We start from the raw sequence: 12836 nt of genomic DNA on the forward strand, positions 1-12836 counted from the left end.
TTAAATGGTTGGTAGGGGGTGATGTTTGAGAGATAAGCAAGGTTGCGCAGCAATCAGTGCCTGAGTTGTGGTATGACTCGGTTGCTGCATGACCTTGGTTGTTTGATTGTGTTCAATGACTTTGCCGTGACTGAGTACCAGCATTTCATCGCATAAGGCTTGTGCTGCGGTAAGGTCATGAGTCACTAGCAATAGCTTCATATTGCGGCGTTCTTTTAGTGAATTGAGCAGGTCGATGAGTCGTTGACGACTGACTGGGTCAAGGCTGCTGGTGGGCTCATCTGCTACAAGAATTTGTGGCTCAAGCACTAATGCCCGCGCTATGGCCACCCGCTGGGCTTGGCCCGTGGATAGCTGCCCAGCATTAAAGTCGAGCAGTGTTTGGGAAAGCCCAACATCTTCTAGGGCACCATGGATGAGGCTCTCATGGTCGCCGCCGATCCCCATATTGTTAAGGGGCTCTGCTAAGATCTGGCGGACACTATAAAATGGATTCAAGCTGGTATGAGGTTCTTGGGGAACCAAGCTCATGGCTCGGCAAATGGCCCGTTGATGACACTTAGACGTTAACGGCAAAGTCTGACCAAATGCGGTGACACGTCCACTGGAGGGTTTCTTCGAGCCAAAGAGTAGGTCGATCAAAGTGGATTTGCCTGCTCCGGAAGGACCAACAACCGCTAGGCTGTTTTGCCCAAAGTTGAGGGTAATCTTATCTAGGGCTTTGTACTCTTTGCCACCAAGCCATTTTGGGCGATTGTAAAAAGAAACGCAGACGTCATCGAACTGAATTCCTTTACCGTCGAGCATGAGTGTATTAGGTACCTTCATGAAATGAGATCCCTTAGTGAACAGCAAAACTGATGGGTACTACCCGCCAGTGCTTCTTTTGGCGGCCCAAATGCCAGCATCTGTCCATCGTCTATCAGCAGTAACTTGTCACACTCCAAGGCGGTATGAAGATCATGGGTGATGAGCAGTCCAGCTAGTTGGTTATCTTTCACGCTTTGGCTGAGCAAACGCAAAATCTCTCGCTCTGTAATAGGGTCTAATGCGCTAGTGGGTTCATCTGCCACAAGTAGGTTGGTGCTGCTGAGGAGTCCAACGGCGATACAAATACGCTGCCGTTGCCCCCCTGACAGCTCACTGGGAAGCTTACCTAGAGTGTCCTTTGGTGATTCAAACCCTAGTTGTTCTAAAAGAGACACAATGGTTTGTTTTTGAGCTTTATTAGGACGGGTCCGGCTAGATGTAAGTGCCAGTGTCAGTTGGCCTCCTACACTGACTAATGGGTTAAGTGCTTGCAGGGCATCTTGGAATATAAACGCTGGGCGCTGGCTAGCTGCCCGTTGAATCAAAGGTACATTGGCCACTTCTGAGCCATTGATGCGAATACTTCCTTGAGCCGTTAAAGCGCTGGGTAAAAAGCCTGCAATGGCCCGTGTGAGCATGGATTTACCAATGCCAGAAGGCCCCATAATGGCAATCAATTCTCCCGCATGAGCGGAAAAAGAGATGTCTTGAAACAGGTTTTTTTCTTGGGATGAAATGGTCAAACCTTGGACCGCTAAGAGCGCAGGTATCACAGGAAATGCAGCCGTTTTGATATGTTATAATGTAACGGCGAAATTTATCACTTTTTACCAAGTGGCAGAAGACCTAATAACGCAAATCTAAGAAATAAATATGGATTTAAAAAAGAGAAGAGAGGCCGCCTCTGGCGGCCAAGTGAAGGAGGTTACTGTTGACTGTAATGAGTCTTAATTGTCTGAATGCGTTGTTTGGCCCTTGAGGGAAGTGACTTTGGGGCTTGGATGGCAGGTAAATCCTTTTTACCCACTTGAATCACCATGACCATTCCCATGGCCATATGAGGCGTACACTCGATACCGTAAATACCAGCTTTATCAAAGGTCATTTCAATTTCTTCGTTGATATTGCCACGGTATTGCTTGGCATCCGCTGGCCACATACTGACGATGGCGGCAGCATTGTGTCCAGGGGCCGTACGTATGAACTTTACCGTGTCCCCCGGCTGGATGTTTAAATAGCTGGGCTCGTACGACATGGCACCTAGGGCATTACGATTCACCATCTGAACCTCGTAATGAGCGGCCTGAAGGCTGTTTATAGCAAACATAAGTAGTAGGGCTGTAAAAAGGTTCCGCATATTTTTTAACCTATTTAAGACAATAATTGAATATGAGGTGGATGCCCCTCGGAGCGGATAATTCGAGATCGCACTTCGAATACATCTTGGATAAAGGCTTCGCTGATGAGCTCATCCGGTGTGCCTTGAGCAACGAGGCAGCCTTCTTTCATGGCAATAATACGATCAAAGCGCATGGCGTGGTTCAGATCATGGACCGCCACTAATAGGGTTCGCTCGATGTGCTCAATCAAGCCTAAAACCACCAACTGCTGTTTAATGTCCAAATGGTTAGTGGGTTCATCCATGACGATAAAAGGTGTGCTCTGGGCCAAAGCTCTGGCAATGTGCAAGCGTTGTTGCTCTCCGCCAGATAAAGTGTGCCAATACTGGGAGCGCTTATGGCGCATTCCTACTTGTTTGAGGGCTTTATCAACATGGGCTTGGTGGTTGTCGCCCCATCTCTCAAAGGCTCTGATCCAAGGGGTTCGGCCTAAGGCGACGGCATCCTCTGCTTTGACTAATTCTTCTGTGCTGGATTTTTGTTGTACATAAGCTAAGCGCTGAGCCAAGCTGCGTCTGGGGTAGGCGTGCACTGCTTTATCATCCAGTAAAATCTCCCCGGAACTGGGTTTGTTTAAACCGCAAATCAACCGCAAAAGCGTAGACTTACCACAGCCGTTGGGGCCGATTAAAGCCACTCGTTCACCCGTTTTTAGATGGAAAGAGACATCCTTAATAAGGGATTTCTTACCCACATGGAAATGGGCATTGGTCACCGTTAGGTTCATTGTTTTTGCCCTCGAATAAGAATCAAAGCGAAGCAGGGAGCGCCGATTAATGCGGTCACAACCCCTATCGGAAGCACCTGACCCGGGATAACAATTCGAGAACCAATATCACAGAAAATCATAAACAGGGCGCCGATGATGGCGCAGGCTGGTACCAATATTAGATGTGAGGTGCCAAATAAGAAACGGGCCGCATGGGGAATGACCAGACCCACAAAGCCAATAGCACCCACCATAGAGACCATCACAGCTGTCATCATAGCGGTGCAAAAGATTAACACCACTTGTACTCTGCGAACTGGGATACCGATGGAAGCAGCCGCATCCGTGCCAAACAGAAAGGCATCTAGCGCTCTAGCGTGCCAAATAACAATGGCAAAACCGGTGATCAAAACAGGGAACGCAAGGGTGACTACAGGCCACCTAGCACCTGATAGGTTGCCCAAAAGCCAGAACATAATGCCTCGTGCCTGCTCCGCATTTGCAGACTTGGCGATGACAAAGGCCGTCATGGCGTTAAACAACTGTGAGCCAGCAATACCTGCCAAAATAATATGTGTTGAAATCTGTCCCATACGCCGGCGTGATGCTAATAGAGATAACAGAACCACGAAGCCAAACGCCAGAATCGCACCCAAAAGTGCACCGAGAGACATGCTGATGACCCCAATGCCAACGCCAGCAATGGTCACTACCACAGCTCCGGTAGAGGCGCCGGCGGATATGCCAAGTAGGTAAGGATCGGCAAGGGCGTTGCGTAGCAGAGATTGTAAAACTAACCCAGTTAGGGCAAGACCAGCACCACAGCAAGCTGCTACAAGTGTGCGAGTCAGGCGATAGTTCCAGATCACGCCTTGATCAATTGGGTGGATAGGATAATCCATTTGCAGCATACCATTGCCCACTGCTTGGATAACCGTGGTGAAAGGGATATTGGTTTCACCTATGACTACTCCCGCGGTGATCGCGCACAACAGCATGGCGAGACTGACAGATATAAACAGCAGAGGGTGATGAAACATCACCCTGGTAATAAAGCGAACTGGCATGATTAAAGCTGTTCAATCCCTTTAGTGAGTTTTTCGAGCCCATCGATTATGCGAATTGTCGCATCCATTTCTAAGGCATCCATAATCACTATGTGGTTGTTTTTTACGGCATCCATTTCTTTGGTCACTGGGTCGCTGCGCAAAAACTCAAGTTTTTTTTCAACATCGTCAGCGGGGAAACGGCGGCGGTTCATTTCAGCGAGGACTAGAATATCTGGATTAGCTTTGGCAATGGTTTCCCAGCCCACTGTAGGCCATTCTTCATCGGACTGGACGATGTTTTCTAAGCCTAGGATTTTCATCTGGTAGCCTGCTGCGCCTTTTTGCCCAGCAACGTATGGGTCTATGTCCATGGCAGCACTGGAAAACCAATAGAGGGCGGTTTTACCTTGACTGCCTGCAGCTTTCGCTCGCGCAATGGCGTCGGATTCACGATCTTGAAGTGATGCAACTAACCCATCACCTCGTTCAGATACGTCAAAAATATCCGCTAACTGGTCAATAGACTTATACAAGGAAGCAGTAGAGAACTGATCTAATCGGGTACCATCCAGCCCGACAGAGTTATCCTTAGCGTCGCAATCCGTCGGTAGAATGTAGGTTGGCACATTCACATCGTGGAACATTTCTCGCGTGGCAACAATGCCCTGTGGACCCACGTGCCATTCATACTGCACGGTGACGAGTTCTGGTCGTTTCGCTAGTACCGACTCAAAGCTTGGGTCATTATCTGCTAGGCGTGGAATGTTGGCATTAATGTCTTGGTATTTAGGCTGGACTTCGTTAAACCAAACCGAGGTGCCTTTGACCTTGTCTTCCAACTTTAGGGCGTAGAGTATTTCTGTTGCGGCTTGGCCAATGGTCACCGTGCTGGCTGGAGCTTGCTGATAAGTGTGTGTATAGCCGCAGTTTTCAATGGTGAGCGGGTAATCAGTGGCCGACACATTGGTGGTAACGAGTAATGCGGCGCTAAGCCATGAGAGAGAAAAAAAATGTTTCATTTAACCGTTGTCCTTAGGTTTAATAATCCTAAAATCGAGGCGAATGTTAGAACGATTCTTATTTAAAGTCTCATCAAAACATTCACTTTAAAGTGAAACCTGATCACACGATCAGGTTTATATCTTGTGTCTTGAAAGAAAGTGGCATCGCCTGTGGCCGTTTTATTAACTGGCCATTTTGCATCACTACCTCCCCTGAAATAACGGTGGCAATGGGCCAGCCCGTGACGGTATCCCCGTGGTAGGGCGTCCAACCGGATTGCGAGGCAATCTGCTGGTCATCAATGGTGTGCTGTTTTTCTAGGTCTACTAATACAAAGTCTGCGTCGTAGCCAACTTGGATGCGGCCCTTGTTTTGAATGCCTAAGACTCGGCAGGGACCTTCACATACTAGGTCGACCAGTTTATCTAGAGTCAATTTGCCTAGATGGACTTGATTGAGTAGTACGGGCAGCAAGGTTTGAACCCCCGGCATGCCGCTTGGGGAAGTAGGGTAGGCTTGCTGCTTTTCATGGAGAGTATGGGGAGCATGGTCTGTGGCCATCACATCCACTGTGCCGTCATGGATGGCATCCCATATGGCATCTTGGTGATAGCGTTCGCGAATGGGGGGATTCATTTGTACTCGGGTTCCCCGCTCGATGTAGCAGGAGGGGGCGTGAAAATGCAGGTATTGCGGTAAGGTCTCTACCGTTACTTGGTGTTCGGGTAGGCGGCGCTTTTGTTCCCTTAGATAGCTCATTTCCTCTGCACTCGAAATATGCAATAGATGTAATTTTGCGCCTGTGTCTGCGGCGATAGAAACCACTTTTTGAGTGGCAATTAAGGCGCTTTCCACATCCCGCCATTCTGGGTGGGATAATACGATGCCACTGGCCTCGGCTATGTGTTTGCGTTCCTTTAATCGGGCTTCATCTTCTGCATGCACCGCAATGCGGCGTTTACAGGTCGATAGGGTGTTGCGCAGCACTTGATCATCGTCCACCAGTAGTGAGCCAAAGGAGCTCCCCATAAAGACTTTAATGCCAGCACATCCAGGGGTCGCCTCCAGTGTCGGTAGCAGTGCTGTGTTATCTGCACTGGCCCCCGCGTAGAACCCATAGTGACACCAAGCGGTTTGCTCGGCGATGGCGAGCTTTTGTTGTAGCGCCTCAACTGAGGTGGTCGGAGGCGCTGTATTGGGCATTTCAATGATGCTGGTGACGCCACCTAATACTGCTCCCCGTGTGCCAGCTTCGATGGTCTCTTTATGCTCTAGACCGGGCTCCCGAAAGTGCACTTGGGAATCAATAATACCGGGTAACAATACCTTACCTTGCCCATCCAGTACTTCTTTTGCGGTTATGTCTTCTACTTCCGTATTGATGGCGACAATTTTGCCCCTATGACAAATGATATGGGCGTTTGTAAGGCCTGTAGGGAGAAAAACGGAGACATTCTTAATCAGTAAATCCATGTTTGTCATGCTGGGGCAACCTCCTGAGGAAAAGTGGAATGGGCCACAGCATCGTGGCCGTGCAGGCTTTCGAAATGGGACACACTTAAAGATCCTTGATAGCCGTGGGCGCTTAGAACTTCCATCAGGCGGCGTGTGGCATCTTCAACAAACATTGGGTTTTGGCCATTGTTAATGGCGAACTGTTGTTCATCTTTACGCTTTACATAGGTTTGAACTGGGGTACCAAGGGTGGTTTCACAGAGGTCTATGAGTGCTTCGATTTCTAAATTGTCTTGATCTGCCACAACCGTCACCACGGCGTGACTTCTCTGGCTATGGGGAATAGCTAAGGTACCTTGCTGGTCAAGCCAAGCGGCAAGCTGCTGTTTATCCAATTTGTTGGGGGCGTAATGGAATTGATCCAGAAAGGCTTCCTTTAACGCTGATCTTGATAAAGCGGCAGAGGCAGGACAGCTGGATGAATAGGTGATGGTCACGGACAGTTCTAACTTGAACCCTTGGCTTGGATTGTAGTTGGCAGTGAGCTGGATTGGATATGAGTTCCAGCCAAATTGATCCGTATGCAGGGCATGTCGAATTCTCAGTACTTTAGACTCTAGGGTCATGTGGATATCCGATGAGGCCACCTCTCGCTGTTGCTGCAAAGCTTCAATGAGACAGGTCTTAATATTCCTTGGAGTGAGGGGCGTCTGTACTAATCCTTGGAGGGATTGGTACATGCGCGACATGTGTAAGCCTTTTTGATCGTTCACAACATTCGCTTGAATGCTAACAGAGGCGGGACAGCTAAGTGTCTGTTTGTCTATTTCAAGGAGAATCGGGATGGAAATATTAGCCATACCGACTTGATCAATAGGCAAGTGAGTGGTGCTGTTACTGGCCACATCTGGTAGTGGAGTTGGGATGGTCATAACAAGGGGTAAATCCTGATCGGGGTTACGGGTGGCTTTACTCAAAAATCGATAGGTATGGTTCTATTTTCAATGATCTTGATACTATCTGTTATGTTATAACATAACCTCAATAAATAAAAAGACTAAGGATTAAGAAGTTTATGTCCAATCCAAAAACAGCATTGGTTGTGAGTGCCCATTCCGCAGATTTTGTTTGGCGAGCTGGGGGTGCCATTGCCAGCCATGTGCAACAAGGTTGGCAAGTGAAAGTGATTTGCTTGTCCTATGGGGAGCGAGGAGAGTCCGCGAAATTGTGGCGCCAGCCTAATATGACCTTAGACAAGGTCAAAGCCGTTCGTGAAGAAGAAGCCCGTGCCGCAGGGGAGATTCTTGGTGCAGATATGGAGTTTTGGGATATTGGGGATTACCCCATGCGCATCTCAGATGACATTTTGTTCAAGCTGGTGGATGTCTATCGCCGTTTGCAGCCAGAGTTTGTATTAAGCCACTCAGAGCGAGATCCCTATAATTTTGATCATCCATTGGCCATGCGGGCAGCCCAAGAAGCACGCATCATTGCTCAGGCAGAGGGGCATAACCCTGGAGAACAGATCCTTGGTGCACCACCTGTCTACGCCTTTGAACCTCATCAAACGGAACAGTGCCATTGGGAGCCGAATACTTTCCTCGATATTACCGATGTTTGGGATACGAAGTTAAAAGCCATTCAGTGTATGGCAGGTCAGGAGCACCTTTGGGAATATTACACGCGTGTGGCCCTGCAGCGTGGTGTTCAAGCAAAGCGCAATATTGGTATTACGGCTAAGCGAACTATTCAGTACGCGGAAGGGTATATGAAGCTAACTCCTACCGTGGTGGATACCTTGTAGTGAAAGGTATGGGTTAGATTCATAAAGCGTAAAAAGCCGGTTCAAGCCTATTGAACCGGCTTTTTTTGTGAATATTTGCCTCGATTCGGTGATTGGTGTTCTCAATCTGCTAGATCGAATCAGACAAAAAACGCTATGATGAAGGGCGGTGTTCAAAGGATCACCCGTTATTGTGCTTAATTTGGGAATGGAGTGTTTTGTGTCAGATGTAATGTCGTCAGCCTTGACGGAACTTTTAGATGATTTGCCAGAAACGTCTCAACCCATCTATGCCAAGCTCAAACACGCCATTACGGTAAAAGTACGCTCTGGTGAGTGGCAAGCTAATCAGCGTGTGCCCTCAGAGGCAGAGATTGTAAAAGCCTTGTCTGTTAGTCGCATGACAGTCAACCGTGCCCTGCGTGAACTAACGGCAGAAGGATTACTGGTTCGTCATCAAGGGCTGGGTACTTTTGTGGCGGAGAAAAAATCTCACTCCGCGCTGTTTGAAGTTCACAATATTGCAGAAGAAGTCGCCGCCCGTGGCCATCAACATCGCTCTCAGCTATTAATCTTAGAGCCAGCGAAAGCCACCGTAGAAGAAGCCATGATGCTAGGGGTGAGAACCAATCACAGCATATTTCGATCCGTGGTACTGCACTATGAAAACGAGCTGCCGATCCAGATCGAAGAGCGCATCGTCAACGCAAAACTGGCACCTGACTACGCCCAGCAAGATTTCGATAAACATACCCCATATGAATACCTAACCAGCGTTGCTCCTATGACCGAAGGTGAACATCTGGTGGAGGCCGTACTGCCTACCCCTGAAGAGTGCCAGCGCTTAGCTATAGAGTCCTCGGAACCTTGTTTGCAAATTAAACGTCGGACTTGGGCAGGTGACGACATTGTCACCGCCGCCCGTTTGTTGCACCCGGGTTCCCGCTTCCAACTGTTCGGTCATTTCGGCCGCTAGTGGAGATCTGATCATCCTTGTGGGGGGTGATCGTCTGCTTATTTGATAAAACGCCGTAGTCTTTACTACGGCGTTTTTATTTGTCACTTAAAAGTCCAATCCAGTCGTTACCATACTTATCTGTCTATACAATCAAATTTCTTAAATGCGTCATTAATAACGGTTTATTCCTTTTATTTAAGCCATTCAAAAGAATTTATTAGATAAATGGCTTGCATCTTGGTGAGTTAGGTTTTATTTTAAATTTAAGTTGTATATACATTTAAAGACAAAGTAATTCTAACTAATTCTTTTTTACGTAGGTGAAGACGATGACTAAGCAAGCCCACACTCCAAATCGTTACCGTCCAGGTGTCGTGAAAGCCGCCACCGGCACACAACTCTCAGCAAAATCTTGGCTGACTGAAGCGCCTATGCGCATGTTGATGAACAACCTTGATCCAGATGTGGCGGAAAACCCTGAAGAATTGGTGGTGTATGGTGGTATTGGTCGTGCCGCCCGTGACTGGGAAAGCTATGACAAAATCGTTGAATCCCTAAAAGCTCTAGAAGAAGACGAAACCCTATTAGTGCAATCGGGCAAGCCCGTGGGCGTGTTCAAAACCCACAGCAATGCTCCCCGTGTTTTAATTGCCAACTCAAACTTAGTGCCCCATTGGGCAAACTGGGAACACTTCAACGAGTTAGATGCCAAAGGTCTGGCCATGTACGGTCAAATGACCGCGGGGTCTTGGATCTACATTGGTAGCCAAGGTATCGTGCAAGGAACCTACGAGACCTTCGTGGAAGCAGGTCGCCAACATTATGATGGCAAACTAACGGGTCGTTGGGTGCTTACCGCAGGTCTAGGTGGTATGGGCGGTGCTCAACCATTGGCAGCCACTCTTGCGGGGGCCTGTTCTTTAAACATCGAATGTCAGCAAAGTCGTATCGATTTCCGTTTGCGTACCCGTTATGTGGATGAGCAAGCCACAGACCTTGATGATGCCATGGAGCGAATTAAGAAATACACCGCGGAAGGCAAAGCTGTTTCGATCGCATTGTGTGGCAATGCCGCCGAAATTCTTCCTGAAATGGTCAAACGTGGCATTCGTCCAGACATGGTGACTGATCAAACCTCTGCCCATGACCCATTAAATGGTTACTTGCCCCTTGGTATGAGTTGGGAAGAGTACCGGGACAAAGGGCAAACGGAGCCCCAAGCCATTGTCAAAGCTGCGAAGCAGTCCATGGCGAAGCACGTTGAAGCCATGTTGGCGTTCCAGCAAATGGGCATTCCAACGTTTGACTATGGTAACAACATTCGACAAATGGCAATGGAAGAGGGGGTCGAAAACGCTTTTGACTTCCCAGGCTTTGTGCCTGCTTACATTCGTCCTTTGTTCTGTCGTGGTATTGGTCCATTCCGTTGGGCGGCTTTATCTGGTGATCCAGAGGACATCTACAAAACCGATGCAAAAGTGAAAGAGTTGATTCCTGATGATGAGCATTTGCACCATTGGTTAGACATGGCTCGAGAGCGTATTCAATTCCAAGGTTTGCCAGCACGTATTTTTTGGGTGGGTCTTGGTCAACGGGCCAAGCTTGGCCTAGCCTTTAATGAAATGGTGCGCAGTGGTGAATTGTCTGCCCCAATCGTGATTGGTCGTGACCACCTAGACTCGGGTTCAGTGTCCAGTCCAAACCGTGAAACGGAAGGTATGCAAGACGGCTCGGATGCGGTATCCGATTGGCCACTGCTAAACGCCTTATTGAACACTGCCTCAGGCGCAACTTGGGTCTCTCTACATCACGGTGGTGGTGTGGGTATGGGCTTCTCCCAGCACTCCGGTATGGTGATCGTGTGTGATGGAACCGATGCCGCGGCAGAGCGTATTGCTCGCGTTCTTCATAACGATCCAGCAACAGGCGTGATGCGCCATGCGGATGCGGGTTACGATATTGCTATTGATTGTGCGAAAGAGCAGGGGCTTAACTTGCCAATGATTACGGGTGGTCAAGGTAAATAACTTAAACCCCTCCCTAACCCTCCCCTTAAATAAGGGGAGGGAACTTGGGGGAGGTTGGGTGGTATCACCGCAGAACATCGCAACTTTTTAGAGAGACACATTATGTTTGAATTAGCTATTAAACCGGGGCAATTAACCCTGAATCAATTGCGTCAGATTAGCCGTCGCAAAGTAAATTTAAGCCTTGATGAGAGCGCTATTCCAGCGATCCAAGCGAGTACTCAGGTAGTGAATGATGTGATTGCTGAGAACCGCACCGTATACGGTATTAATACGGGCTTTGGCTTGTTGGCGAATACTCGCATCGCACCAGAGGACTTAGATGAGCTACAGCGTAGTATCGTGTTGTCCCATGCGGCGGGTATTGGTGAGTTAATGGATGACAAAACCGTTAAGTTGATCATGGCTCTCAAGGTAAACAGCTTAGCGCGAGGCTTCTCAGGCATTCGTTTAGAAGTCATCGAAGCACTGCTGACGCTGATTAATAAAGAAGTCTACCCATGCATTCCGAAAAAAGGCTCTGTTGGTGCGTCCGGTGACTTGGCGCCTTTAGCTCATATGAGCACGATTCTCTTGGGTGAAGGTAAAGCTCGCTTCCGTGGGGAAGTGATTTCAGGACAAGCGGCCTTATCCATTGCAGGATTGGAGCCCATTTCTTTGGCACCGAAAGAAGGTCTAGCCCTACTGAACGGTACTCAGGCATCCACTGCGTTTGCATTAGAAGGCTTGTTTGAGGCGGAGGATTTGTTTGCCTCAGCCACCGTATGCGGAGCCTTGTCCGTAGAGGCTGCATTGGGTAGCCGTAGTCCATTTGATGCTCGTATTCACGAAGTTCGCGGACATAAGACTCAAATCGATGCCGCGGCGGCATACCGTCATTTATTGGGCGAAACATCAGAGTTGGGCGACTCTCACCAAGGGTGTGAAAAAGTACAAGACCCATACTCGTTACGTTGTCAGCCACAGGTAATGGGAGCCTGTTTAGAGCAGATTCGCAGTGCTTCGAGCGTGCTGTGTGTGGAAGCCAACTCGGTTTCTGATAACCCCCTAGTGTTTGCAGAACAGGGCGATATCATCTCTGGTGGTAACTTTCACGCCGAGCCTGTGGCCATGGCGGCGGATAATTTAGCCCTGGCGATTGCTGAAATTGGCAGCTTGTCAGAACGTCGTATGGCCTTATTAATCGACAGCAACTTGAGCAAATTGCCACCTTTCTTGGTGGATAACGGCGGTGTGAACTCGGGCTTTATGATCGCGCAGGTGACGGCTGCGGCCTTGGCCAGTGAAAACAAGAGCCACGCCCATCCTGCGTCCGTGGACAGTCTACCGACATCTGCTAACCAAGAAGACCACGTGTCCATGGCAACTTATGCTGCACGTCGTCTAAAAGACATGTCAGAGAATACCCGAGGCATATTGGCCGTCGAAATTTTGTCTGCCGTGCAAGGGTTGGATTTCCGTGCGCCCCTTAAATCCACTAAGGCGTTGGAGCATGCTCGTGCGGAGTTACGTGCCCGAGTGCCGTTTTATGACAAAGACCGCTACTTTGCACCCGATATCGAAAAAGCCAATGAGCTGCTAGCAGAAGCGGTTCACAATAGCGCAATGCCTGTAGGCTTGTTGCCGAGCTTAGGAGCCTGATC

General features: G+C 48.8%; 12 protein-coding genes. 4 read left to right on the forward strand and 8 right to left on the reverse strand.

Going from position 1 to position 12836, the window contains the following annotated elements:
* The 8 genes from ACZ5DR_RS12315 to folE2 form a co-directional block, all read right to left on the reverse strand.
* A complete protein-coding gene (locus ACZ5DR_RS12315) occupies positions 1-828 on the reverse strand; it encodes an ABC transporter ATP-binding protein (RefSeq protein ID WP_377369748.1) in 828 nt (275 codons plus the stop codon).
* Complete coding sequence (locus ACZ5DR_RS12320) at positions 825-1553, reverse strand: ATP-binding cassette domain-containing protein (RefSeq protein ID WP_377369750.1); 729 nt, start codon at positions 1551-1553, stop codon at positions 825-827. The genes ACZ5DR_RS12315 and ACZ5DR_RS12320 overlap by 4 nt, the downstream gene beginning before the upstream one ends.
* 182 nt (positions 1554-1735) lie before the next feature.
* Positions 1736-2092: a pseudoazurin gene (locus ACZ5DR_RS12325; protein WP_464543610.1), complete on the reverse strand. Its 357-nt coding sequence runs from the start codon at positions 2090-2092 to the stop codon at positions 1736-1738.
* Positions 2093-2181: 89 nt separating this feature from the next.
* A complete protein-coding gene (locus tag ACZ5DR_RS12330; protein ID WP_377369754.1) occupies positions 2182-2937 on the reverse strand; it encodes an ABC transporter ATP-binding protein in 756 nt (251 codons plus the stop codon).
* A complete protein-coding gene (locus tag ACZ5DR_RS12335; protein WP_464543922.1) occupies positions 2934-3959 on the reverse strand; it encodes a FecCD family ABC transporter permease in 1026 nt (341 codons plus the stop codon). Before ACZ5DR_RS12335 ends, ACZ5DR_RS12330 begins: the two co-directional genes overlap by 4 nt.
* A 29-nt stretch (positions 3960-3988) precedes the next feature.
* Positions 3989-4987, reverse strand: a complete 999-nt coding sequence (locus ACZ5DR_RS12340) for an ABC transporter substrate-binding protein (RefSeq protein ID WP_377369758.1) — start codon at positions 4985-4987, stop codon at positions 3989-3991.
* Between the two features lie 103 nt (positions 4988-5090).
* The gene (locus tag ACZ5DR_RS12345; protein ID WP_377369760.1) at positions 5091-6452 is read right to left on the reverse strand and encodes a dihydroorotase; all 1362 of its coding nucleotides are present in this window, start codon (positions 6450-6452) and stop codon (positions 5091-5093) included.
* The gene (folE2, locus tag ACZ5DR_RS12350; RefSeq protein ID WP_377369762.1) at positions 6449-7357 is read right to left on the reverse strand and encodes a GTP cyclohydrolase FolE2; all 909 of its coding nucleotides are present in this window, start codon (positions 7355-7357) and stop codon (positions 6449-6451) included. Before folE2 ends, ACZ5DR_RS12345 begins: the two co-directional genes overlap by 4 nt.
* Before the next feature lie 143 nt (positions 7358-7500).
* On the opposite strand from folE2, the gene ACZ5DR_RS12355 reads away from it, so the two are divergent.
* From ACZ5DR_RS12355 to hutH, 4 genes are all read left to right on the forward strand, one after another.
* Positions 7501-8229: a PIG-L deacetylase family protein gene (locus ACZ5DR_RS12355; RefSeq protein WP_377369764.1), complete on the forward strand. Its 729-nt coding sequence runs from the start codon at positions 7501-7503 to the stop codon at positions 8227-8229.
* A gap of 199 nt (positions 8230-8428) precedes the next feature.
* Positions 8429-9184: a histidine utilization repressor gene (gene hutC, locus ACZ5DR_RS12360; protein ID WP_377369766.1), complete on the forward strand. Its 756-nt coding sequence runs from the start codon at positions 8429-8431 to the stop codon at positions 9182-9184.
* Positions 9185-9495: 311 nt separating this feature from the next.
* Entirely contained in the window at positions 9496-11193 is a 1698-nt protein-coding gene (gene hutU / locus ACZ5DR_RS12365) for a urocanate hydratase (protein ID WP_377369767.1), read from the forward strand.
* A gap of 102 nt (positions 11194-11295) precedes the next feature.
* Entirely contained in the window at positions 11296-12834 is a 1539-nt protein-coding gene (hutH, locus tag ACZ5DR_RS12370) for a histidine ammonia-lyase (RefSeq protein WP_377369769.1), read from the forward strand.
* The last annotated feature ends 2 nt before the right edge of the window (positions 12835-12836 follow it).

This window comes from Marinomonas vaga, assembly GCF_055388305.1.

Bases quoted from the DNA above. Each gene is read 5' to 3' on its own strand.
- folE2 (WP_377369762.1), bottom strand. From the start codon at position 7,357: ATGACCATCCCAACTCCACTACCAGATGTGGCCAGTAACAGCACCACT.
- hutU (WP_377369767.1), top strand. From the start codon at position 9,496: ATGACTAAGCAAGCCCACACTCCAAATCGTTACCGTCCAGGTGTCGTG.
- ACZ5DR_RS12355 (WP_377369764.1), top strand. From the start codon at position 7,501: ATGTCCAATCCAAAAACAGCATTGGTTGTGAGTGCCCATTCCGCAGAT.
- ACZ5DR_RS12335 (WP_464543922.1), bottom strand. From the start codon at position 3,959: ATGTTTCATCACCCTCTGCTGTTTATATCTGTCAGTCTCGCCATGCTG.
- ACZ5DR_RS12315 (WP_377369748.1), bottom strand. From the start codon at position 828: ATGAAGGTACCTAATACACTCATGCTCGACGGTAAAGGAATTCAGTTC.
- ACZ5DR_RS12330 (WP_377369754.1), bottom strand. From the start codon at position 2,937: ATGAACCTAACGGTGACCAATGCCCATTTCCATGTGGGTAAGAAATCC.
- ACZ5DR_RS12345 (WP_377369760.1), bottom strand. From the start codon at position 6,452: ATGACAAACATGGATTTACTGATTAAGAATGTCTCCGTTTTTCTCCCT.
- hutH (WP_377369769.1), top strand. From the start codon at position 11,296: ATGTTTGAATTAGCTATTAAACCGGGGCAATTAACCCTGAATCAATTG.
- ACZ5DR_RS12325 (WP_464543610.1), bottom strand. From the start codon at position 2,092: ATGGTGAATCGTAATGCCCTAGGTGCCATGTCGTACGAGCCCAGCTAT.
- ACZ5DR_RS12340 (WP_377369758.1), bottom strand. From the start codon at position 4,987: ATGAAACATTTTTTTTCTCTCTCATGGCTTAGCGCCGCATTACTCGTT.